Genomic DNA, 24,182 nt, shown 5'->3' on the forward strand with positions numbered 1-24,182 from the left:
CATGTGGGATATTCAAAATTAAGGAATCGAAGGTGAGGATGTGTAGTTACCCAGACCGTTGTAATAGTTCTCTCCTTGTTGGATCCATCGTGCCCCGTCATAATTTGCATCACCATGAACATTGCCTGACGTCCTTGTTAAAGATTGCGCAGGCTTCAAGATGGCTGTATCCATAGGTTCCCCATCGTTAATCTGATAGAGTATCAAAGTAATGTCTTGGGGTTGATCAATATCAAAATTAAAAGACATATAATAGATTTCGTCCTCATTGATCGGGAAATCTGTGGAGTCATCGGCAATGACCATTGTTTTATAAGGTGCAATGATAGTTCCAGAAGCAAACGTAATCGGATCGTCTATATCACTACGTTTAATCTCAAAGTGACTGAGTTCAATTGGTTTGGACGTTGGATTATACAGTTCGATAGCCTGAGTAGTGCCTTCTCCCCAGACCACCTCGGAAATAAACAGGCCCTTCCCTGCATCCGGGTCCTCCACCTTAACCGTGAATGTGGTCTCAGCGTCTTTACCAGCGGGATCAGTAGCCTTGACGCTAACGGTGGCAGAACCATTAACGTTCTTGAGATCTAAAGTCAATATATCTCCTTGTACACTCACTTCTACCACAGCGGGATCAGAAGATTGCGCTGAATACGATAGAATGTCGCCATCCATATCAGCGAACACATCAGCCAAATCAACTGTCTTACTCACGGTACCCAATTCAACCACAACAGTTGGCAGTGTTTTTACCACTTCAGGAGCATGGTTGATTGGTGGTTGTGGGATGATGATAGGCGGTAAAGGCGGGAATGGTGGTGGAACAAAGGCCGGTTTTACCAAATAAATGAATGTAGCCGATACACTTCCTCCTTTTCCATCTGCAGCTTTCACCGTAACCGTGGTTTGCCCTATAGCAACGTCCACAATTTTTAATTTTGAATGCTGAATATTCGCAGTAGCGATGTTATGATCGATTTCGGTAATTTCATAGTTTAGCTCGTCCTCATCTGGATCAGTAAATACAGCTCCAAGATCAACCTCTTGCATGCCTTGTCCGAAAACCACCATCATGTCAGAGATGTTAGACTGAACAACAGGCGGTTTATTCTGAGGAGACGGAGGTACAATAACCGGCGCCTCAGGTTCTGGAGTCGGTGTAGGAGTTGGTGTCAATGATCCTGAGCCAGTATTGGAGTTGCTTGCCACGGTATTGCTGGATGGTGCGGTTAGTGGCGGTGCACTACGAATGATCTGTGAGGTTACACCGCCTTTTGGAAGAATAACTGTATTTGTTTTTACACTTGCCGGTAATTGAATAATGGACTTCACGTCTTTTAACACAACTTCCTTCCACGTTCCACTTCCTAGAACAGTGACTTTGTCAGTCGTATCTACGGTTACCGCATCGATATCTCCATCAATCGCTATCGCACTTACGCCTGGCTTTAATACAACCTTGGACAAGGTATCGGCCTTGAGAGCAACATGATTTGAAGAGACTGTGATCACACCTTGATAGGAGGTACCAACCATATTCAATTTCACGTAATTTTGTAGCGTGCCTGCTTGGGTGATCTGGATTTCTGATAAGGCAGACAGGTTACGTGTACGTGCATCATAAGTAATTACTGCGTTCTGCAATGCTTCTTTGTTCTCGTCATTCAAAATTCTTTGCAATGCCTGACTAATCACAAATGGACGTCCATCCACATAAGCAATATCTCCGTCCAGTGCAGTCAAAGAGGCTGTCCGCTCACCCGTCTGGAAAACATCAACGAGAACTTTTGCTATATCTTGCCGCTCCACCAAAGCCTTGGATTCGAATTTCCCCTCATTGGAATCCAATAAACCCAGTTTCAACGCCGTATGTACCTGTTCTTTAGCCCAACCACTTATCGTAGATTCATCTGCAAGCGTCTGCTGTTGGCCTCCCTTTGCTCCTTGTGTTCCTGTAACTCTTACCAAAATGGAAGCAAGCTCTTCACGACGAATCGGATCGTTAGCACGGAAATTACCTGTTGCATCACTGGTCATCCATCCCTCTTGACGGATTGCTTCAATATAAGGAGTGGCCCAATCTGAATGGTTAAGCCCAGTGTTGGAAGTCTTATCAGTCTCTAATTGTGATGCTTTGGCCAACAACACAGCCATTTCTCTCCGAGTCAAAGGCTTGTCCGGGTGAAATGATCCATCTGGGTAACCTGAGATCAACCCTTTCTCTACTGCTTCCTTTACCGCTTGAAGAGAGGACGATCGTATATCGTTCTGATCTGTAAAAACCGATGATACGGAGACTGTTGCTTCTCCGGTTTGCTCTGCTGCGTTGACAAATTGAGTTCCCCACAGCATGCCTACTACCAGTGAAGTCAGCAACACCTTTTTCCAATCCTGATTCATATTTGTTCCTCCCAATAAAACTTCGTTTTCCGCACAAAGTTTATCAAGATGCTCTGAACAATTTCTGAACAAAACAACTAGTAAAAAACCCAGATAAAAGAAGATTATATCGATGTAACCCATACAAATTTCACTTAACATGGGGATACATTGTTCTATATAAATTTTGGAATTTTGGAACGAGAAAAATATGCAAATAACTATTCAAAAAATGCAAACAATACGAACCCATATTATATGCTTACATCCAAAATAAACTTAAACTGGTTAAAGATATTCTTTTTTTTAAAAAGCGTGTTACTATCTCAAAAATAGTTATAATAAAAGGAACTTGGTGAGATTTGTAAGTTAATGCAATCATTCAACTTAACTACTGGAGGAGAATTATGGAAACGGAAGCTCTACGGAACGTGGAACAACTAGCTCTGAAGAAACACAAGATTTACAAACAAAGCTTAATCAGGTACCTTGCACGCTCCATGCTGGCCAGTATGTTTATCGGATTCGGCGTCATCGTGGCGTTTAAGACAGGTAACTTCTTTTATATGGAGCAATCCCCGTTTACCTATCCGATGGCAGCCATTACGTTTGGCGCGGCCATCATCCTGATCGCTTACGGTGGCGGTGACCTGTTCACGGGCAATACGTTCTATTATACGTATGCGGCGCTTCGCAAGAAGCTGCGCTGGTTCGAAGTCATCAAGCTGTGGATTGCGAGTTATAGCGGTAACCTGATGGGCGCAGCCGTGTTTGCCCTGTTAATCTACCTGACCGGATTATTCGACTCGTCCCAGGTGAACGTTTTTTTGTTAAGCGTGGTGGAACACAAGATGGAAGTTCCGACCATGCAGCTCTTTTTCCGGGGGATTTTGTGTAACTGGCTCGTATGTATGGCGTTCTTTGTTCCGATGTTCATGAAGGAGAATGGAGCCAAAATGTTTGCCATGATGCTCTTTGTGTTCTGCTTCTTCATCTCGGGATATGAGCACAGCATCGCCAATATGTGTACGTTCGCGATTGCACTTGTGCTGAACCACCCCGGGACGATCTCATTTGAAGGTGTGCTTCACAACCTGGTGCCCGTGACCTTGGGTAATCTGGTGGGTGGTGTGCTGCTGATGGGCTTCATGTATTATGCGGTGAACAAACCTTTTCTGGATGAAGAGACCCATTAATCTTTGGCAAAAAAAGATCTCCTTACAGTCCGGTCCGTTGACCGTGGCTAATCGGTAAGGAGAATCCAAAACACCCCAGTAGCCTTCCCATCTCAGGGAAAAGGTTGCCGGGGTGTTTCTCTATGGGCAGTCTCACGGATAAGCCGCCTGCCCCTTGCTTTTAGCCATGTGTCACATGAACACACATGGCTCCATGCTGTGGGTCGGCAAGCAGGCCGCAATCAGGTAGCCCTGCGTTGCCCGCCTGCGAATTCCATCCGTGGCTTAGAAGTAATCCCGCCACGGAGTATATTCAATATCGTTGTCGCCACGCGTGACCACGATCATATTTTCCATTTTGCCCGTTTCCTTATTGGTACGGTAGATCATCGTACGTGTCTCGCCTTCCTCCGGCACGGAGAACAGGAATTTATCCGCGACGAAGGATGAACCTAGTCCTGTCGCATGTTCCGTAAAGGCAGAGCCCGTCTTGCTTGTGAGCAACAGACCAATGCCGTAGGCTGTAGCCGTTTGTGCTGCTTTGCCAAAGAGATGCTCGCCTTGACTGGTGGTGTGCGTTTGCTCCGAATACTTATACTTTTCCGTATCTTTGGTATAGTCCACCACATTGCCCTGTTTATCCAGACTGATGGTGGTCGTTTCACCCTTGTCGCTTTTCACCTGATACGTACCTACGATGGAATCCTCGGTTATTTTTACCGTCTTGCCAGTGTTGGGGTCAGTCTGATAGATTACATCTTCATACTGAAGCCGAATGATGTTCATGCTGGCCTGAATCTGCTGCGCCAGTTCTTCGTCACCCATCTCTTTGGCTTTCTTCAGCATTTCCTCATAGTTCTGGTATTTCTCGGCATCCTTCTCATCCCATTCATCCATGTTCTTTGGTGGACCTGGCGTTTTGTCCAGATCATCGCCTTTATTTTTGCCCATGGTTGATAGCGCCCGCGCTGCGGTCAGCGCCGTCATGATTGCCTGGCTCACCGCCTCCTCATCTGTCGTGCGGAAACGCTCGGCAATTTTCTTAAGCTCCGACTGAATGGACAGAACCAGTTCCAGAACAGATTTCATCGTGCCTTGAGCCGTTGAATAATCGTTATAAAAACGCTCACGCTCCATGCCATCCCAGTTGCTGCGCATGACACTCATCTTGCCGTCCAATGTGGACATGAAGCCCGATAATTGCTGATGTGCCTGAGCGAACTGCCCACTGACCGTCTCCAGTTGTTCCGGTGTCACCTTGATCTGTGTCATCCTGCACACTCCTCATCCTGGTCATTTATAACTCATGGTCTATCCATTACGACAATCTCTCGGCCTCTTCCTGTTTGATCTCCAGATGCAACAGTGGAAACGGATTACCGGAACTATCCAATTCAGACCGCCCCATCTGTACAAATCCCATCTTTTCATAGAATCGGGCTGCCCCAATATTCTGCTCATTAACATCCACCTTGAGGTGACGGCCTTTGATTTTGAAGGTATGGTTTATTAGCAGACGTCCCAGACCCTGTCCATGTTGACTCGAATCTACAAACAACATCTCGATAAAGTTATCATGCAAACCAATAAAACCCACGGGTTGTTGCTCTGTATTCAGTACTTCCCAAACCTCGACTTGCCGGTGCTGCAACACATCACTCACCACTTTTTTATAGAACTGAATGTGATGCTCTTCCAAAAATGTATGTGTTGCCCGCACAGCACTCTCCCAGATCTCGACCAACTTGTCATGATCCTGTTCCCGATATGCAACGACTAACATGTCCAATGTATTCTCCTTTTCTAGTAAGTGAATATGTAAAAGCCCGATCCTGGGATCGGACTTGTATAATACATCATATTTGAAATAACTTTACGTTTATTTTACCATGTCCATCATTCAATCTGTACCCATAATTTCCAATCTTGTGTCAACGTTCTACCCCCGTTTTTGGCTTCCAACGGAAGGTTGCTGCCGACTGGGAAGGCAGTATATATTGAAACGTATCTCCGTCCATGACTACATCTAAGGAAACTTCTGCCTCACCCGTATTAGCTGCAACCAGCACCATCGTTCCATCAGGATTGCGGAAGGCTACGTTCTCGATCTGCCCATGTTCTTGCGTGGAATCCACTCTTACAGCTCCCGGACGCACATAACGGCTGATGTGGCCCAACGCATAATACTCGACATTTCTAGTGATTTCATCACTGTAAGGGTCAATCGTCACAACCCCACGGCAGTTCTCACAGCCCTCGTTCGTGGGACCCCCTTGCGGATCGAGTGCAATGTTCCAGAGCAGTACATTCTTCGCCCAGTTGCGAGGTGCACCAATGATGAGATTGGACATCTGCCAGCTCAGATTCTCGCCAAAATCAGGACTCCACTCCCCACCACTACATTCGGTAAAATAGATATGTTTGTCCGGGAAGCGCTCATGCACTTCCGACATGGCAGATGGATCACCCGCATAACAGTGAAAAGCAGATCCATCGATATAGGCAGCAGCCTGCTCATCACCCAGCACCTTGCCGGTATATTCGACCGCCTGATCCCAGTTATGATCATACGCGATGATTCGTGTATCCAGTCCCGCATCCTGTAGTGCCGGACCGAGATAATCCCGAATGAACATGGCTTGTTCTTCGGCCCCCATACTCATACTCGGATATTTATCCGAGGTGAACTCCGGTTCATTTTGCAACGTGATCCCGTAGATGGGAATGCCCTTCGCTTGATAAGTTTTGATGTATTTTACAAAATAGCTCGCGTACGCTTCATATACCCTGGGATCGTTATAATCCAGATACCAGCCGTTGGTAGTTTTCGCCCCATACTTCATCCAAGCCGGGGCCGTCCACGGTGTGCCCAATACTTTAAGATCCGGTTTCAATCTAGCTGCACGCTCCAGCATATTCACAACCTCCCGATCTTTATCGATCGAAAAGTGTTCCATCTCATAATCCGTGCCGGACTCGATATCATCATAGGTATAGCTTGAAGCCTCACCTGATTCACCCACCGAATAATCGGAAGCACCAATCGTATGACGCACCATATCCATGTTTAGCCCTTCTGTTGTAAACAGTTCCTTCAGTAGTTGTTCTTGCTCTTCCTCTGGAAGCTGATCAATCAGATGTACCGATGAACCCGTCATCGCTGCGCCAAATCCATCCATGGTCTGATACGTCTTGTCCGGATCAATCTGTATGGTGAACTCCGACGGAGATGTGTCTGACTCCCGCGTTGAAGCAACTGAAGAGCCTGTGTCTGCCTCATGGTGATCTGTAATTGGAATAGGCTTCTGTGGTGTAAGCAGATTTTGCTGATCACCCGTCGTTAACCAGACTTCGGCCGTTCTCTGCTTGTCCTCAACCGGTGGAGGAATGGATTGTTCATTTCTGTTGAGAATTAGCCAGACTCCTGCACCGATACAACAAACAGCGATGAACAGGATGATCCATCGTTTGGGGTGCTCTCTCCAGGCTAAATTCATCACACTCCACTCTCCTTCCATTATGGAAAAAGCCGCGGCCACTAGGCCACGACTCATTTCCTAATATATATGAATTAGAACAAACTGCATTTGACGCAAATTTCACAGGAAGAACAACCTTTTGATCTCCCTGACTTCACTTTTATTTACCGGACTTGCTTCCGATATTCACACTGCCTGTCAGACGGATATCATCCGATGCACTGCCGACATACACTTGAACTTTACCCTTAGGCATTACCCATTCATGGGATATTTCATCCCAATAGGACAGTGCGCTGCGATCCAGTTGAATGTTGACCCGTTGCTGCTTGCCTACCTTCAGATCAACCTTCGCCCAGCCAGCAAGTTGCTTCTCTGGCGTCTCCACTTTGGTTGGCAGATTGCCAACATAGACCTGTACGACTTCTGCACCGGAAACTTTACCTGTATTGCGCAGGTTCAGAGATACTTCCACGGTTGCTTTGTCGCCTTTGCCTGTGTTCTTCACATGCAGATTACGATAATTAAAATCGGTATACGACAGTCCGTGTCCAAAAGCGAACGCCGGTGTCATGCCTTCTTTGTCATATCCTTTATACCCTACAAAGATACCTTCGGAGTAGTTACCCACTCCATTCACACCCGGGAATTGTTCCGCAGTGGATACCGGAGTCTGGGAATCATCTGACGGGAACGTCACCGGCAACTTACCGGATGGATTCACATCACCGAACAGAACACGTGCCACGGCATTACCTTGTTCCTGACCTGCATACCAAGCCTGAACGATGGATGGCACTTCTTTTTGCCAGGAGTCCATTTCGACAGCACGACCACTCATTTGTACCACGATCGTTTTTGGATTGGCTGCCGCTACCTTGCGGATCAGCTGTTCCTGGTTATTCGGCAGTTCCAGGTCGGAACGGTCTACATAACCTTCACTGTCATACGTGCGAGTTACCACGACAGCTACATCGGATTTTTTGGCCAGATCGACTGCTTTTTGCATTTTGATATCAACAGCGTCCTCTGGAGCTTCCCAGCCAAAACGAACCTGTGCACCCATATCATGATTGGTCTGTACCGGGAAATCCGTACGATACTCAATTCGAATATTGTGGGACTCGCCTTCTTTGAACGTGATTTCTTTCTTGGTTGTACTCAATGTTTCACCTTGATTGTCTACGAGCAGCTTATCATCCACATAAAGTTTCGCAGAACCGAGACTAGTCAGGGACAGTTTATATTCACCCGTTTGAGGTGCTGTGATCCCCCCTGTCCAACGAGCAGACATTTTGGCATTGAATTTCGTTGGTGTCACCGGAAGCTTGGATGATTGTGCGTTAAAACCTTCATAGTTGTAGAATCCAAGATTCATGTTGACCTGATTGTCTGTACGGACCAGAGAAGGGTTACCCTCCATATCTTTATTCGTCCAGTATTCAGCACGCAGACCGTATTCCGCACGATCTGTACCATAGTCTCTTTCACTTTTCTGAGCATCCGTTGGTGATAAAAGAGTGGAAGGTACGGCAGACGGTCCATTAAATGCATCTCCTGCGGAGATTGGATCGGTTCCGGCTGCATATTTTACATCCACATCATTACCGGCACGGTTACGAATGCCTTCCAGTGGACTTACGGTATACGTCGGATTAACCAGACTGCTTCCTCCACCAGCAGCCGATGCGTTATCTGCATCCGGTCCGATGACAGCGATGGATTTCACGTTTTTCTTGTTAAGTGGCAGCACATTATCGTTGTTTTGCAAAAGAACCATGCTCTCTTCTGCAATTTCACGTGCTTGTTTGCCGTCTTTCTTGGCATTGATTTGTGTGTTCGTTACAGGGTTATCGAACAGCCCTTTATCGAACATTTGAAGCAAAATACGTCTAACCTTCTCATCAATGGTTCGCTCGCTGACTTCGCCTTTGTTCACGGCTTCCAGCAATTTGTCTCCCCATTTGCCATACGGCTCCCCAGGTGTCTCCAGATCCAGACCCGCATTGGCGGACTTGGCTGTGCTGAAGTTTGCACCATAGTCACTCATGACGAACCCTTCGAAGCCAAACTGATTCTTAAGGACATCGGTCAGCATCTCCTTGTTCTCACAAGCATATGTACCGTTCACCTGGTTAAATGAACACATTGCGGAACCGAGATCCGCTTTTTCAACCATCGCCTGGAACGGACGTGCATAGACTTCCTGGATGGCACGTTCGCTGGCTGTTGCATTGGTCGTGAAACGCTCCGTCTCCTGGTTGTTCAGGATGTAGTGCTTCGCTGTAGCGATAACCGGATTGCTTTGAATCCCGTTCACATACGCTGCACCCATACCGGAAGCCAGCAATGGATCTTCCCCGAGCGATTCAAAGTTCCGGGAACCCCATGGTGTACGTGCAATATCCAGCCCAGGGCCGAGGACTACATTATGTGTTGTATCATGTGCTTCCTGACCGATCAGATCGCCATATTTCTTGGCCAGATTAGTGTCCCAGGAAGCGGCTAACGCAATTGGGGCCGGCAGTGCCGTGGACTTTTTGTCCTGCACATCCGGGTTGGCCACACGTACCCCTGCGGGTCCATCTGCCATCTGTAATGCCGGAATGCCGAGGCGCTCCAATCCATCATTATAGAAACCATAATAGTTATTTACTTTACCGGTTACGAATCCAACTTTCTCCTCCAGCGTCATCTCTTTGAGCAGCAACTCGGTGCGCTCCTCCGCAGATAGAGATTTGTTCATCCATGGTTGATTGGCCCCCGATTCCGCCTCCGCGGCGAAGGCGTGTAACGGCATAGCCGCAACCGCCACGATGATGAGTAGCATAAACCATCGTTTGAGGAAAATCAGATTGAGTCTTCTGTTCATGTTGTAAGCTCTCCTTCTCTCTTGATCATTTTTCTTGTGCACATCTTGAATACATGTATACAAGTGAATGCAAACTGGCTTGATCCCAGTCTTTCAAGCATTCAGGTCGTCCTGCACATGGCTTCGGAAACTGCAGCCTGCAAGCAAGACAGCAGATTTCGCTTCCTAACGATAGCCGACATGATCGTGAATTACATCCCCTTAAATTTGGTAAATGACCGATTATATCGAGTCTAGTCCTTTGGAATCATCTCTCTTTGAATTCAGATAACATAACAAGAAAACGAATTATTTACATTTCCGTAACTACTTTCGAACAAATTCTTTACTTTTAAAAACAGTCGGTTCGACCCACTCCCGATCAACTAATTAATGTAATTAATTATCAGATTAAGGAATATGCTGAGACACTCTGGGTCCTAGGTCTATTTGAAACCGGAACCAATCCGGCCCATCGATTTATCCAAAAATATAAAAGCAACTGAAGTCCCTTTTATCAGGTTCCTCAGCTGCCTTTATGTTGAAATCTCTCCAGCTTGTTCACTTTCCCCCCATGTTTCTTGATCTATACTCGTTATATTTAGATTCGGAGATACATTGAAAATCGAGGTAACAAATAAAAGAACCGCCCCATGGGGCGGTTCACTTCTAGTTCGCTAACTTCTAGTTCTGTAACTGTGCAAGAATCTGCGGGTCCTTGATCTTCTTATCTTCGGCAAGCAACATCACCTTAGACAGAATCTCAGCCGTTCTCGGATCTTCGTCAAGGAATGGCAGGAAGATTCGACCCCGATGCTGACTGTGCACTGGTACGATATGAAGGGCACCTGTGGCTTGTTTGAATACATTGCCGCTACCTAGATGAACAGCATACTCACCCAATTCACCATCAATCCGTGCGTAATTCCCTTCCAGACGTACATTGTCGATCTTCAGCAGACGCAACGACTCGTTCACAATGACATGACGCATCTCGATTGTTGTCAGGCTGGCTTCCGGATCTACGCCTCCCACATGTGCAACACTGACCACCAGATCGATATCACGCATAACTTCCGAGAAAAACGTCAGCGGTACATCTTGCAACGGTACAGGTTTGTAGCTCTTGCGATCGTAGAACTGCACCGTCTCCAGCGTCGGTGCTTCGGTATCTGCCGGTGAGAACCAATCCGCCATGGCATAGAGATTTGCAATCAGATTATGCTCGTAGCTTACCTTCTGCAGACCTTCTTCATAACTGACCGTCCATTGGCGTCCTTTGAGCAGAGCAACTGCTTTTTTCGGTTGAATCTGATACCCGGCATATCGGCGGGACACCGTACCATTAGCCAATTCGTCCTCGTTAGGAAGATATAATTCACGGAATACCTGCTTGAACGGCTGACGCTCCTGACGGGTGAACAGATCACGTTGGAATTCACTCCAGCTCCCGCTCTGGTACAGATGAAGCGGATGAGCAATCAACAGTTGATCCTGTTCCGCTAGTGCATGGATCGCACCCTCTGGCCCTGGAGCAACCAGACCACTGGACGATACATCGAATCTTCCCATCTTGTCACCTGACTGGAATACAAGCGTTCTTACCAACGGATGTATAACCGGATTTTGCATCAGACTGGCAATTTCCTGACGTGTAAAGGATGTTCCAGCAGTCATCGAACGTTCCAGTTCCTGCCTTGCCCGGCGATACTGATCCACCAGATCCGATTTGAGCTCTTTCAGTTCAGCGATATATCCATCTTTTTTGAAACGGGCAGGTACAGATTTGAGTGTCTTGCCTTTGCTAACGATAACCATCTCGGGCTGGCCTTCCTCATCAATGACCAATTGCGCTGTCGTGTCAGCATCCAATACATGTGGCTCAAAGAAAGATTTCATCTCATCGAGCTTACGTGCTTCCATGTCCCACATCAGCCGCGTAACATCGGCATAGCCTGCATTACGAGCAAGGTTGCCCAGGGCAATCTGTGATGCTACACCTTCACTTGCGCGTCGTTGTGCGCCAAATTGCTTGCTCTGCGTCAGGAACTTCTGAATGAAGTCGTATCGCTCACGCAGATCCTGTTCCCGATTTACGGCAAATGGAATCAAACTGTAAGTTAATAAATGATCTTTGTTTCGCTTGTCTGACACGGAATCACGCATATCCTCCAGCCGAAGCTTGCCCAGTGCAGCATCCGCAAACAATTGGGATCTACGATGGTTGGCTCCCCCGGAAATATACTTGGCGCAATCGTATAACAGATTGAACCGTTCCTCCCCGACAGCAGCATAAGCTTCTTCAAACCAAGCGATATCAAACGCACCTTCATTAAAGTCCTGTGGTGAGATTGGAGAATAGTGGGCCACGATGGTTTCTTTCTCCGCAGTAAAGCGTTCATTGATATGAGCATGGAAGTACCATGCCGCACTGCGAAGACCTTCCCATCCCAGATGTTTTGCAACAATCTCCATCCACTGTGGCGCGTACATGGCTGCTTCCAGCAATTTTTTCTCTTTAATCGGGTATTTCTGGAGCAACTCTCCGAGTTGTTTCTCATCTTCTCCATCCCGTGGATGACAATTCTGAATCAGATAGCTGAACGTCTCTTTGCGTGTTGTGTTGTCCCCATAACTGTAGATATATCCACGGACAAAGGTATCCTGATCCATCGCAGAGACCAGATGTACCCAGTGTTCCATGCCTCCAATTCGTTCCAGTTTCATGGCAAGTGTACTTACTTCTGTTGAGAGTTCTCCCCGGGTCAGCTCGATTTCCAGAATCCGATTAACGACCGTATCCCGTAAGTGAATCAGCTTCGGGTCACTTGCGATCTCTTCCGTACGAGTGGATGTTAAGTTCCGAATAAACATCAGACGATTCCCACCGACCAGAACCTGTCGATATATCTCCTGTTCGTCAATCAGGTTCAACTGGTACGCACGGAGAAAATCTTCAAGTAACAGTAAAGACAGCGGCTGACTACTCTCTACAAGACTGGTGAACTGGTAAGCTGTCTGGAAGAAACGTTTGAAGCTGTTATCGTCATGGATTTTGCCACGAACCACATAATTCCAGGGTCCAGTCAGAATATGAAGCATGCCTGACTCCTTCTCGAGTCGATCAGCAGGCATACTCGCAATAATAGAGGCCCAGGTTTTCTCGGCTATCTCAAACGTGTCGATCGGATCGCTATCCAGAAATGCCGCCGATATTAGCGCCACTACCTGATCCTTATACGTTAACGAATTCAGCATCTGCTGCAGTTTTTCGATATCCTCCAGCGGATAGATTTGTTCAGCAAACGTCTTGCGCCAGCCTTCCAGTAACGGAATCTTTTGCAGTTCTTCATAGCCATACTGATCATGGAAGTAACTGTAATGGTCGCTCAATTTGCCATTGAAATCCCGGAGCTGTATAACCATATACAACTGCATTAACTCCATACTGCTAAACTCGCCATGTTGAATATAGTTCTCCCATACGTCATGAAGCGGAAACTGCTGCATCTGCTTCATTTCATTGCGCTCTCCATACGGAACCTTGGAGCGAAGACTCGCTCCAACTAACAATGTTTCTTTATAGCCAGCGTAGTACTCCACTTCATACTCATAATCCCTGTGTTCATGCACCAATTCATTGAGTCCCTCCAGAAAAGGTCTGGTCTTATCCAGAGAGAGCGTGAAGATGTCCTTCGGAGTATCGCCCTTGAGATCACGCATCTCATCCAGCAATGGCTCACGTCGCTTCGGATCAAATAAACCAAATCCATTAGAGGCTGTGTAACGACTCCCCTGATCGGTCAGCTTATCCAGCAGTTTCTGTTCCTTGGCAGTCGGTGTCTCAATAAGCTGCGCCAATGGCTGTAATGCCTCCTGCTGATCTGCCCGCTCCGGATCTGCCGCAATCTCGGTCAACAATTCGAGTGCGCCCAGACGCTGCAACTCACTCTTGGCCTGCAAAAGTCGCTTCAGTGAGACTGTCAATTGGTCTATAGGTTGCAGTAATAATACATGGATGACCTTCTGACGAAGTGAGCCTGTCTTGAGCTTCATCAGTGCCTCCATCTGTTCCATTTCTTCAACCGTCAACGTGAGCAACTTCGCCTTGGCGAGTGCACTCTCCCGGTTACTCATACTTTTATCAGACAGACTCTCAAACACAAACTGTCTTTGCACCTCATTCTCAGGATGCTGAACAAACTGGGACAACAGTTCTCCGCGCAGTTCCGGGCTTAGACGGTCCTTGATTGCAATGACTTCGCCGATCCATTCCGGGTCCATATCATAAGCGGCCAGATATAACATTTTTTTGACTACATCATCCATATCAATCCGGTAGTGAACATACTCAAGTACACCCGATGGTCCACCTGACCCGCCTTTCGGAATGATAGCCAACATCTGTTTGAACCGGTCAAAGTCCTGACGCCGCAAGGCCTTATCTTCAAGAGCAGGCAATGGCCACACGTAGACGCTACGCTGATTCTCACCATTCTCGAAACTCCAGTTATACATATACATGGCGTCATAGTTGGTCACAATCCAGTGCATCAACTCGGCATCCTGCGCTTCCAGATACCGACGTGCAATGTCTAATCGAAGCTCTCGGTTCTGGCTGTTAGCCAGTACATATTGGGCAACGATCTTCTGATATAATTGGCCTTGATCCATAATCTCGATGATCTTGCTCTTCAAATCATTCTCTTCGATGACTGCTGTCGCCCACAGGCTGATAAAGAGCTTGTTCGCGTTCGCTTCCTGCTGCCAGGCTTCGCGTACTTCTGGTTGCACCAGCGCCTCATGGGCCTGTTCAATGAGCTGTGCAGCAACACGCTGATTGGCTGCTTCTATGCCGATTCCTGTCCAGACAGCGAGCGCTCTTACCACAGAACTGAAACGAATCAGGTTGTTGTCGATAATGATTTTTAATATGTAAATATAGGCTTCCAGTGTCCCTTCATCCATCCGCTCCACAATGCTTTGGCGCAGACCTTCCTGCAACCGTGCTGCAACCAGCAGCTCACCCACCATCTGATAGGCATCCACCTGATCGCTCATGAATATGCCTTTGATCATTTCATGGGTTAACAATGCATTCTGATTGTCACCATATATAATCTCGTGCAGTGCCTGCTTCATATCTCCACCCTGATGATCCAGTTCATACGCGATACAATCCGCCAGGACCCAACGGATCTCATGGAGATAATCCAGCTTGTACTCACGAAGTGACACATATTCTTCCAGGGAAAAATTATTCATTTCCATCCGGAACAATCCCATCAGTTTACGGATGACCTGTGCTACATGCTGCTCCGGATCGGATGTGCGGAAGGGCCTGCGTTCATAGTTGTTACTGTATGGGAAACGGGTTGCACGCTCTGCAATATAACGGAATCGTGCAACCAATGACTCACTCGCCAGATGCTGGAGCACATCCAATAGTGGCTGGAATAATGGCTTCTGCGTTTCTGTAGCCAGCCTTCCAAGCAACTTTTCTGTATTCAAAAACATCTTTTCGTCTCCACGCAAATACGTAGACCCGGCGATCTCCACAACATAACCTGCCAACTCAAGCTGTACCCCTGTTAACGACTTGGCTCTTTCCTGCAATTCATCCATATACACCTGCACTTGATCTTCCTGATTCATCCTGTTCTCCTCCTTCATCACTCTCTACCACAGACGTCCGGCAAGCATTGTAAATCGGATAAACACCACGGTGTCGCCGTCTTGTATCAAAATTGACTTGTCCAGTTCCTGCAATTCTTCATCGTTGAGAAACACTTTGTACAACCCATCCTCATAGGCAGTTATAGCTGTCTCCATCGCACCATTCAGATCAGGAACACCCTCATTGTATACTGCGCCAAACCCGACTTTCCCCGCCGCTCCCTGCGCTTCAATATCATCCGGCATTAGGTAGGCGAGCAATTCCGCCTGTTGCTTCTTGTCCTGAAGAGCTTTTACTTGCAGAGCCACCATATTTTCAATGAGCTGCCTTAGCGTATGAGTTGTTTCCGGAAGTTCGGCAGCTTGCTTGGCAAGTACCGGCTTGCGCTTACCCAGACTTTTTACCGTTATCCATATGTTCACTGTCATGCCTCCTCTGTCCTACCCTATTTGAAGAAGCTTCCATAAGCCCCGATATCTATACCACGATGCGTAATAACCTAAACTCGCAATGACGATCTATCTCAAAATAAAATCAAAAACACGTACATATGTACCCCTAATGAACATCATAACTAAAATTCAATCCATATTCATGAGCCAATCCTCATGTTTACGTGGAACCACGGAACTATGGCCTACTTGCGTACATATACGCAAAAACCAGCTAATACACTCTTCCTGAATTGCTCCCAGGTTAAATCCTTCTATCTTCCTGTTGAATACTGGATCAGATCCAAGAGTATAGACAGCATAAATCCATGATGTGTTCCTTCCTTATGTGAGATTATAATTGTAGCGCTAGTAGTTAGCCACCCTGGAATATGAACCAAGTTGTTTATAAGGTACAAAAAAATGCCCCCAACCGTACATATGGTTGGGGGCATTTTTGGAGTCTTACAGCGAGGTTTTAAGCTATGCTTGCAGTGGGTCTCACCACGATTTCATTCACATCCACCTCAGCCGGCTGGTTGATCGCGTATAGAATGCTTTGAGCAATAGCCGTGGCTGGAATGGATATACTCCGATAATCTTTCATGAACTCGCGTGCTTGATCATCAGAGATTGATTCGGCAAGTTCGGATTCGGTCACACCTGGCGATACAAGGGTCACGCGGATATCTGAGCCTATCTCCTGGCGCAGACCCTCCGAGATCGCACGGACAGCGTACTTGGTTGCACAATATACTGCGGCTGTTGGTGTCACAGCATAAGCTCCGATGGAAGCGATATTAATAAACTGGCCGAAACCCTGTTCTTTCATAACGGGCAGCCCAGCTGCAATGCCGTGTAGAACACCCCGAATGTTAACATCAATCATACGGTTCCACTCGTCCACTTTTAGTGCTTCGAGGGTTGATAGTGGCATAACTCCAGCATTATTAACAATCACATCCAAACGTCCATAACGACTGAGCGCAAGCTCTACGATCGTTTGCATGTCTTCCAGCTGTGTAACATCAAGGGCATGATATTCTACTGAACCACCTTCCGAGCGAATGGAGGAAGCCAGCACCTCTAGACGATCCACTCGTCTTGCACCAATAACAACATGTGCCCCCTGCTCTGCTAACAGACGCGCTGTTGCCTCCCCAATTCCGCTGCTTGCACCCGTGATCACAACGACTTTCCCTTTTACATTAGACATATTGAATTCTCTCCCCTGTTTAGGTATTTGATTGTGCATCTTCTCTGTACAAGACCATGCCTGCATGATAAAGCACGCCTTCCTTAAAGTCTCCATCCGCAGTAAAGCCAGTATCATCCACATATTCAATATGTTCTCCATCGACTACATATCGACCTTGATACGCACTTTGCCTATCTCCCCGTGCTTCATCATAACGACCGGAAGGGAGCAGTTCATGTCGGATGTACCCGCCCTTCGTCACCCACATCCCTACATACGGGTGTTCCACTTCTTGTCTGTCTTCTGATCTACTACCTGCCATATTTCCACAACACTCCTTTCTGTTGCCAACAGCTTCAATTGCTTAATTTCATTATGTAGAAGATCAGTCTCTGCACGATAGAAGAATCCCACAGTATTCTTGCCTATTCGTCCAACGCATTTTAAAATGGTTATATGAGTACCAGGAAAGGAGGGCCTGCAATCCATGCTATCCAAAACGGAACAGGATACAGCTATTATTCAGCAGCAACAGGAATTGGCCGGCTTAATCGGTCGTTTCGCCCACGATGACGGGATTCATCTAACAGCAATTCCTTCGCTTGCTTTGATCCGTGCTTCCCAGGTTTCAGAGCCCATTCATACCGTGCACGAACCCGCCTTGTGCATTGTGGCCCAAGGTTCCAAACTGGTTATTCTCGGACAAGAGAGCTATACCTATGACTCTTCACAGTATCTGGTCGCTTCCATAAACTTGCCTATTTCAGGACAAGTGGTACAGGCAACGACAGAACACCCTTATCTTTGCTTACGACTTGATTTTGATTCGGGGCAGGTTTTTGATCTTATTCAAAATTCTCCTTCCGCACAAACCCAACCCAACAACTCAACACGTCGTGGTTTGTTTGTAAGCTCAAACAAACCTCCGCTTCTGGAAGCCGTAATCCGATTGGTCAGATTGCTGGATACACCTGAAGATATACCTGCACTTGCACCTCTTATGACTCGTGAGATTCTATATCGCCTGGTTCAGGATGAACACGGACATTCCATCAGGCAGTTTGCAGTCCAAAACAGTCATGCACAGCACATCGCCCAAGTCATTGAAGTAATTCACTCCGAATACGCCCATCCACTGCGAATCGAGCAATTGGCTTCCATGATTAACATGAGTACGTCCTCATTGCATTATCATTTCAAAGCCGTTACCGCCATGAGCCCATTGCAATATCAAAAACAGATTCGATTGCAGGAGGCCCGGCGAATGTTACTTGCAGGTTCAACCGATGCGGCCGATGCGGCATTCCAGGTTGGGTACGAGAGTCCTTCCCAGTTCAGTCGGGAGTACGCCCGCATGTATGGCCTTCCTCCCAAAAGTGATATCAAGCGCCTTCGCCATGCACTCCAGATCGAGGGCTAAATTCAAGCAAAAAAACACCCAAAATTATTGGGAGCAGTTTGAGCTTAAATGTAATTTTAGGGCTAGGCGTTTTCACCTCTTCTGATTAAAGTTCCCTATGCACAAAGAAAACGAGTTGCTTTTATGCCTCGACTTTGGCTAAGAATACAAAAAGCCAGCTCTCAACAAATATGAGGGCTGGCTTTCTTGTAATGTACTTGTTGATGAAATAGAAAATCTTAGGACCCTCCAAGCACCTTATCTTTAATGACCGGCGCCGGTATTTCTTTAATCTCAATCGATTCTTCCGGAGCAAGGCGCTGGATCTTCATCGGGATAGAATCCAGATGCTTGTACTCCTCGGTCTTGGTTGAGCTGGTTACAATTTCACCGTTTTTGTCTTTCTGATAAGTCACACGTTGCGTTGGTAAACCCGTATTTACATCAATGGTTACCACTTCCTTGTGGAGTGTGTCTTCAGAAACAGCCTTTTGCTCGTTACGCTCTGCAGTAGAACGGGAGTGTGTTCCCGCAGTTTCCAGTACGGTCCAATCCTGACTCTGTAATTCTTCTTTAGCATTCTCCAACAGCGAGATCTGTAGCAACTTCTCATTTTCAGCAGCTATGTTGTCCGGCATGGTCCAAGTATTCCCAACCAATTTTCCCGTCTCAAAACCTCGACCATACGAAGTAATTTTCTTACCACCATCTTCAATAATCAATTTGTAATGAAGCTGGTTATCACGGTATTCCTCAGTAACTTCTGTCAAATTCACACGGTCCCGATAGCGAACGATATATGATCCGTCTTCAAACGATTCCTTAATATAATCCACCTTACCCTGGGTCGCCTTAAGTGCTGCGGTTTCAACATCGCTTTGAGCACTAACTATAGACGGTTTGTTCAAGTACATGTAACCACTTACAGATGCAGCTACCAGTGGTAGGGTGAGTAGTGGAACCAATGTTTTCTTATTCAAAGGTTTGCCCACCTCTTATTTAGTCAGTATATATTCTTAACGCTTTATTCTGCTTTTAAGTTCCAGTCATTTTACATATCCGTTCTCGAAGTTGGCATTAGAGCAGCTTATGACGCCTGGAAACCAGTAATCTGAAACCTGTATGAATCATTTGGCTAATCGCAATGGTCGAATGGTTACTGCCGCCGTCTTGAATCCGGGCATACGGCAGAACGGGTCCAGTTCCGGTCGGGTTGCCCGATTCACATTCTGAACACCACCCCAATGCATCGGCACAAACAACGTATCCTCCCGAATGGAATCCTTAATGCGCGAACGAACCGTGAAGCTTCCGTACACCGATTGTATCTCTACCCACTCTCCATCGTGAATACGATGACGGGCAGCGGTAACCGGATGAAGCTCAACGAAGTTCTCCAATTCACGAGCTGCAAGTGCCGGACTGCGATGCGTCTGCACCCCTGTAAGATAATGAGGGAGCACACGTCCGTTGGTAAGAATTAAGGGGAACTCCGGCGATATATCATTCCAGCCTAGGCTTGACTCGCATGTGAATGCCGCTTTGCCGTCGGCATGTGCGAATCGGTCACCGAATAACAGGCCTTCTCCCTGCTCTTCAAGGGAAGAACACGGCCAGTATACACCCTTTTCGTTACGCAAACGCTCATAGGTAATGCCATAGTAATCAGCCACTCCACCACGGCTCGCCAGCCGAAGCTCATTAAAGATATCCTCGGCACGGTCATATGGAAAGTAAGAGGCTTTGCCCATTTTTGCAGCAATTCGGCATAAGATATCCCAATCATCGAGCGTTTCTCCTGGTGCAGGTCGTCCCTTTTCACGGAGCAGAACACGTCCCTCCAGATTGGTGAGTGTACCTTCATTCTCCATATAAGAGGTAACCGGAAGAACCAGATCAGCCATTCGTGCAGTCTCGGACAGAAACATATCTGCCACGATCAGAAAATCCAGCTTACGCAAACCCTCTTCCACCAAACGCACATTAGGATTGGATACAATCGGATTGGAGCCCATGACAAGCAAAGCCCGAATCTCCTGATCATGAACTTTCTCCATCATCTCGTAGGCCGAGACCCCTTTACCCGGTAAAGTTGCAGGGTCCACGCCCCAGATCGATGCCACATAGGCACGATCGGCTTCATTTTCAATCGATCGATAGCCCGGCAGCTGGTCAGCCTTCTGCCCATGCTCCCGTCCGCCCTGACCGTTTCCCTGACCGGTGATCGCACCATATCCACAGCCTTCTCGGCCAATTTTGCCAGTCGCTAACACCAGGTTGAGAAAGTGTCTGACAGCCATATGCCCATCCGTCTGCTGCTCCACACCACGCGCTGTCATGATCATGCCTGTCTCTGCCTTACCATAGGCCAGCGCCGCCTGACGAATCAGGGCCAGATCAACTCCGCATTCTTGTGCCGACTGTTCAAGTTGAAGATCAGCCAACCCTTGCATTAATTGCTCGTATCCATGCGTTCGTTCGCCTATAAAATGAGGGTCCACCAATCCGGCATCCATCATTATTTTCAATATGGTATCCGCCAACAAGGAATCCATTCCAGGCTTTACCTGCAAGTGAAGATCGGCGATCGCCGCAGTTGCCGTTTTGCGGGGATCAATAACGATAAGAAAGGCCCCATTCTCCTTCGCCTGATTAAAGTATGGCAAGAGTGTAGGTTGGCATTCTGCGATATTGGTTCCCGCAAGTATAATACAGTCCGATTTCGGTATATCGGACAGGCGGAACGTCAGTCCACGGTCCATCCCGAACACTTTACTTCCGGCAGAAGCGGCAGCTGACATACAGAATCGTCCATTATAGTCGATATATTTCGTCCCCAAAGCAACCCTGGCGAACTTGCCAAGCAGGTAGGCTGTCTCATTCGTTAAAGATCCGCCTCCGTATACTCCGACCGTATCTGCTCCGTATGAATCTTGCAAGTTCTGAAACCGCTGTGCGATGGTCTGAATGGCCTCTTCCCAAGAACAGGGTTCAAGCTGACCATTGCGACGAATGAGCGGATGCATTAATCGTTGACCACTTAGCGCATGCTGATGAGCATTCATGCCCTTGACACACAGCCTGCCCTGAGAGGCTTCATTCGGAACGCCTTGGACTGTATATTCCGCTCGGCTCTGACCTGCAACAGGTGCAGCCAGCTCTTCAACTGTCATCTTGCATTGCACGCTGCAATATGGACACTGTGTTTCTTTTACATACAGCTTGGATACCGCCATTTCCGATGTTATCGATAATTCCATTTTCCCATCCCTGCCTTTCAGCTGTAATCGACCGATCCGTTTCAGACGGTGCCCTGCACCGCGGGAGATTCAAGAGATTGCTTCATCGGGGATGCTGAAGCCGCATCCCGCTCATGATGATGAATCGCAACAAGTTCCTTCTGTAGTTGGTCGTCTAGCAGCGTTTCCCGAATCGAAATGAATCCCAATCGCTCGGTCCATGCCCATAACGGTTCATCATACCAGGCGGTTTGGCGATACCATTGAAGACAGGCTGATGCAAGCATAGCCGCTTGCATCTCCGTCTCAGCCACCCCGAGCAAACGACCTTGCTTGACCGGATGCTCTGCATGACCTCCTGCGTAAATCTCCCATCCAGCTGGTGAAGCCAGCAAACCAATATCCTGAACCAGTGCGCTCACTAATGATCCCGGCCCTGGTGCAACCCCTATATTCACGGATGACGGCATCACTGCACCGATCCAACTGGCACGAAGCTGTGCAGCCAACCTACTCACATCTCTGGCATAGGATGACGACGGGATATGATTATCCCAGCGCACCTGAACCTCGGAGTGACCTTCGATCTCTGGAGCAACTATCGTTCCACCGAATACCTGCAAGTAATAGTGGATCACTGGACGACATATCGCGCAGCCAAGCTTCGAACCCCAACCCAGCTTCTGCAAGATCAAAGGTAGATCTGTCTTCGGAACAACGATGTCAGCCAGCATTTCCTTCAGTTCTGCATGCCCAAGCTCCGTACAACTGCATACAGGCATTGGAGCAGGTTTATCTGCTGTGGCTACTACTCCAGTACCCCCGTTATTTTTCAGGTTATGCGTATGTTTCAGCAGTGCAGCCACCATCGGGCGACAGCCACCGCATGAACCCGATGCCTTGGTCTGCTCCTTCACCTGATCTGCCGTTTCCAGTCCCTGTTCCTGAATTGCCTTCATAATGGCAGCCTTGGTCACATTGTTGCAGGCACATACAGTCTCCTGAGCCGATAATGCGGCAGCAGCCATCTCAGCCGGGTCCGGTGCCCCTTCACGCGGAGCCAATTCCGCCACATCCGCACCTCGTTGCACAAGTCCAAGCAACAACGTTCCTTCGGTTGTATCTCCAAATAAGATGGCTCCGCGCACTTTCCCAGCCTGCATCAGTACCTTTTTGTATGTGCCTTGAATGCCATCCAGATGTTGAATTGCGGTCTGTACGCCTTCACCACTAATCTCGCCGGCTGAGAAAACATCAACTCCCGATACCTTCAACTGTGAGTAGGGAATAGATCCTTTGTAATTAGGCGTTTCCTGTCCACAGAGCGTACGTGCGAGCACCTTCCCCTGTTCGTATAAGGGGGCCACCAGACCATAACTGATTCCCCGATGTTCGGCACATTCCCCAACTGCGTATATATCCGGTACACTGGTGCGCATATAGTCATCTACCATGATTGCCCGATTCGTGGCAATTCCACTTCGTCTGGCGAGATCCACATTTGGCCGAATCCCTACAGCGACAATGACAACCTGTGCTTCAAGCTTGGAACCATCTGTAAACAGCAGCCCCTGCGCCTGTGATCGTCCGGTAATTTTCTGCGTATTTTTGGACAAAAGAAAGGACATGCCCTGGTCTTCAAGCTGCTCCTGAAGCATCGCGGCCGCTTTCTGATCCAACTGCCGGTTCATAATGTAAGGTGCATTATGGACCACCACAGCTTCCATACCCAGATGCAGCAACCCACGTGCAGCCTCCAGTCCAAGCAATCCACCACCAATAACGGCGGCCTTGCGATATTCTCTGGAATAGTCAGACACGCGCGTACAATCATCAATGGTCCGGAAGGACATGACCCGCTCTTTATCCATTCCTGGAATCGGTGGGATAAATGGTGAAGACCCTGTCGCCAGAATAAGGACATCATATGTTTCTCTTAGGCCGGATTCAGTCTCTATATATTTTCCTCGGGTATCAATTCGGTGCACCGTTTCACCTGCGCATAGCCGGATTTGATGCTCGGCATACCAGCTCCAATCATTGATTATGATATCCTGTAACGAATGCTCGCCCTGCAATACTTTCGATAACATGATCCGATTGTAATTGGGACGGGGTTCATTGCCATAGATTACAATCTCATACGTATCAGGCTCCAGTGCAATGATCTCTTCAACACACTTCACTCCAGCCATGCCATTCCCGATAATCACCAGTTTGCTTCTGCTCATGGGCTGCCCCCCTATCTCTCTCACCTGAAAATAAACAGAAAAATCCCTTCTCCATCATTCGGAAAAGGGCACCGTTGCCTCCCGAATCCACACTCCTTTGTGTGAATTCATATTAGATTCAGA

General features: G+C 47.6%; 14 protein-coding genes. 2 read left to right on the forward strand and 12 right to left on the reverse strand.

The features are described 5' to 3' along the window. Positions 1–18 precede the first annotated feature (18 nt). Positions 19–2,400 carry an S-layer homology domain-containing protein gene (locus AB4111_RS26260; protein WP_442033853.1) on the reverse strand — a complete coding sequence of 794 codons (2,382 nt, stop codon included), beginning with the start codon at positions 2,398–2,400 and terminating at the stop codon, positions 19–21. Between the two features lie 386 nt (positions 2,401–2,786). Between AB4111_RS26260 and AB4111_RS26265 the strand changes: the two genes are divergently transcribed. Further along, positions 2,787–3,575, forward strand: coding sequence for a formate/nitrite transporter family protein (locus AB4111_RS26265; protein WP_442033855.1), 789 nt, complete (start codon positions 2,787–2,789; stop codon positions 3,573–3,575). A 264-nt stretch (positions 3,576–3,839) separates the two neighbouring features. Here the strand turns inward: AB4111_RS26265 and AB4111_RS26270 are convergent, their stop codons facing one another. From AB4111_RS26270 to AB4111_RS26305, 8 genes are all read right to left on the reverse strand, one after another. Continuing rightward, complete coding sequence (locus AB4111_RS26270) at positions 3,840–4,826, reverse strand: WXG100 family type VII secretion target (protein WP_442033857.1); 987 nt, start codon at positions 4,824–4,826, stop codon at positions 3,840–3,842. Between the two features lie 46 nt (positions 4,827–4,872). Beyond that, on the reverse strand, positions 4,873–5,337 hold the full coding sequence (locus tag AB4111_RS26275) for a GNAT family N-acetyltransferase (protein ID WP_442033859.1): 465 nt from the start codon (positions 5,335–5,337) through the stop codon (positions 4,873–4,875). Between the two features lie 148 nt (positions 5,338–5,485). Continuing rightward, positions 5,486–7,051: a glycoside hydrolase family 30 protein gene (locus AB4111_RS26280; RefSeq protein ID WP_442033861.1), complete on the reverse strand. Its 1,566-nt coding sequence runs from the start codon at positions 7,049–7,051 to the stop codon at positions 5,486–5,488. Positions 7,052–7,193: 142 nt separating this feature from the next. Continuing rightward, positions 7,194–9,905, reverse strand: coding sequence for a glycoside hydrolase family 3 C-terminal domain-containing protein (locus tag AB4111_RS26285; protein ID WP_442033863.1), 2,712 nt, complete (start codon positions 9,903–9,905; stop codon positions 7,194–7,196). A 663-nt stretch (positions 9,906–10,568) separates the two neighbouring features. Then, positions 10,569–15,539 (reverse strand): DUF4132 domain-containing protein, encoded by a 4,971-nt coding sequence (locus AB4111_RS26290; RefSeq protein ID WP_442033865.1) that lies wholly within the window; start codon positions 15,537–15,539, stop codon positions 10,569–10,571. Between the two features lie 24 nt (positions 15,540–15,563). Next, complete coding sequence (locus tag AB4111_RS26295) at positions 15,564–15,983, reverse strand: hypothetical protein (protein ID WP_442033867.1); 420 nt, start codon at positions 15,981–15,983, stop codon at positions 15,564–15,566. A 487-nt stretch (positions 15,984–16,470) separates the two neighbouring features. Then, positions 16,471–17,208 carry an SDR family oxidoreductase gene (locus AB4111_RS26300; protein WP_442033869.1) on the reverse strand — a complete coding sequence of 246 codons (738 nt, stop codon included), beginning with the start codon at positions 17,206–17,208 and terminating at the stop codon, positions 16,471–16,473. A 19-nt stretch (positions 17,209–17,227) separates the two neighbouring features. Further along, entirely contained in the window at positions 17,228–17,512 is a 285-nt protein-coding gene (locus AB4111_RS26305) for an Atu4866 domain-containing protein (RefSeq protein WP_442033871.1), read from the reverse strand. Positions 17,513–17,677: 165 nt separating this feature from the next. Between AB4111_RS26305 and AB4111_RS26310 the strand changes: the two genes are divergently transcribed. After that, entirely contained in the window at positions 17,678–18,610 is a 933-nt protein-coding gene (locus AB4111_RS26310) for an AraC family transcriptional regulator N-terminal domain-containing protein (RefSeq protein WP_442033873.1), read from the forward strand. A 218-nt stretch (positions 18,611–18,828) separates the two neighbouring features. Here the strand turns inward: AB4111_RS26310 and AB4111_RS26315 are convergent, their stop codons facing one another. The 3 genes from AB4111_RS26315 to nirB form a co-directional block, all read right to left on the reverse strand. Continuing rightward, positions 18,829–19,569, reverse strand: coding sequence for a hypothetical protein (locus AB4111_RS26315; RefSeq protein WP_442033875.1), 741 nt, complete (start codon positions 19,567–19,569; stop codon positions 18,829–18,831). A gap of 147 nt (positions 19,570–19,716) precedes the next feature. Further along, positions 19,717–21,849 (reverse strand): assimilatory nitrate reductase catalytic subunit NasC, encoded by a 2,133-nt coding sequence (gene nasC / locus AB4111_RS26320; RefSeq protein ID WP_442033877.1) that lies wholly within the window; start codon positions 21,847–21,849, stop codon positions 19,717–19,719. Between the two features lie 41 nt (positions 21,850–21,890). Next, the gene (gene nirB, locus AB4111_RS26325; protein ID WP_442033879.1) at positions 21,891–24,059 is read right to left on the reverse strand and encodes a nitrite reductase large subunit NirB; all 2,169 of its coding nucleotides are present in this window, start codon (positions 24,057–24,059) and stop codon (positions 21,891–21,893) included. Positions 24,060–24,182 lie beyond the last annotated feature (123 nt).

This window comes from Paenibacillus sp. 2KB_22 (assembly GCF_052115745.1).
Lineage (GTDB): Bacteria > Bacillota > Bacilli > Paenibacillales > Paenibacillaceae > Paenibacillus.

What these genes read in the sequence shown, in the direction of transcription:
- AB4111_RS26285 (WP_442033863.1), bottom strand. Translation starts at nt 9,905, where the DNA reads ATGAACAGAAGACTCAATCTGATTTTCCTCAAACGATGGTTTATGCTA.
- nasC (WP_442033877.1), bottom strand. Translation starts at nt 21,849, where the DNA reads ATGGAATTATCGATAACATCGGAAATGGCGGTATCCAAGCTGTATGTA.
- nirB (WP_442033879.1), bottom strand. Translation starts at nt 24,059, where the DNA reads ATGAGCAGAAGCAAACTGGTGATTATCGGGAATGGCATGGCTGGAGTG.
- AB4111_RS26275 (WP_442033859.1), bottom strand. Translation starts at nt 5,337, where the DNA reads ATGTTAGTCGTTGCATATCGGGAACAGGATCATGACAAGTTGGTCGAG.
- AB4111_RS26305 (WP_442033871.1), bottom strand. Translation starts at nt 17,512, where the DNA reads ATGGCAGGTAGTAGATCAGAAGACAGACAAGAAGTGGAACACCCGTAT.
- AB4111_RS26270 (WP_442033857.1), bottom strand. Translation starts at nt 4,826, where the DNA reads ATGACACAGATCAAGGTGACACCGGAACAACTGGAGACGGTCAGTGGG.
- AB4111_RS26280 (WP_442033861.1), bottom strand. Translation starts at nt 7,051, where the DNA reads ATGAATTTAGCCTGGAGAGAGCACCCCAAACGATGGATCATCCTGTTC.
- AB4111_RS26265 (WP_442033855.1), top strand. Translation starts at nt 2,787, where the DNA reads ATGGAAACGGAAGCTCTACGGAACGTGGAACAACTAGCTCTGAAGAAA.
- AB4111_RS26290 (WP_442033865.1), bottom strand. Translation starts at nt 15,539, where the DNA reads ATGAATCAGGAAGATCAAGTGCAGGTGTATATGGATGAATTGCAGGAA.
- AB4111_RS26310 (WP_442033873.1), top strand. Translation starts at nt 17,678, where the DNA reads ATGCTATCCAAAACGGAACAGGATACAGCTATTATTCAGCAGCAACAG.
- AB4111_RS26300 (WP_442033869.1), bottom strand. Translation starts at nt 17,208, where the DNA reads ATGTCTAATGTAAAAGGGAAAGTCGTTGTGATCACGGGTGCAAGCAGC.
- AB4111_RS26260 (WP_442033853.1), bottom strand. Translation starts at nt 2,400, where the DNA reads ATGAATCAGGATTGGAAAAAGGTGTTGCTGACTTCACTGGTAGTAGGC.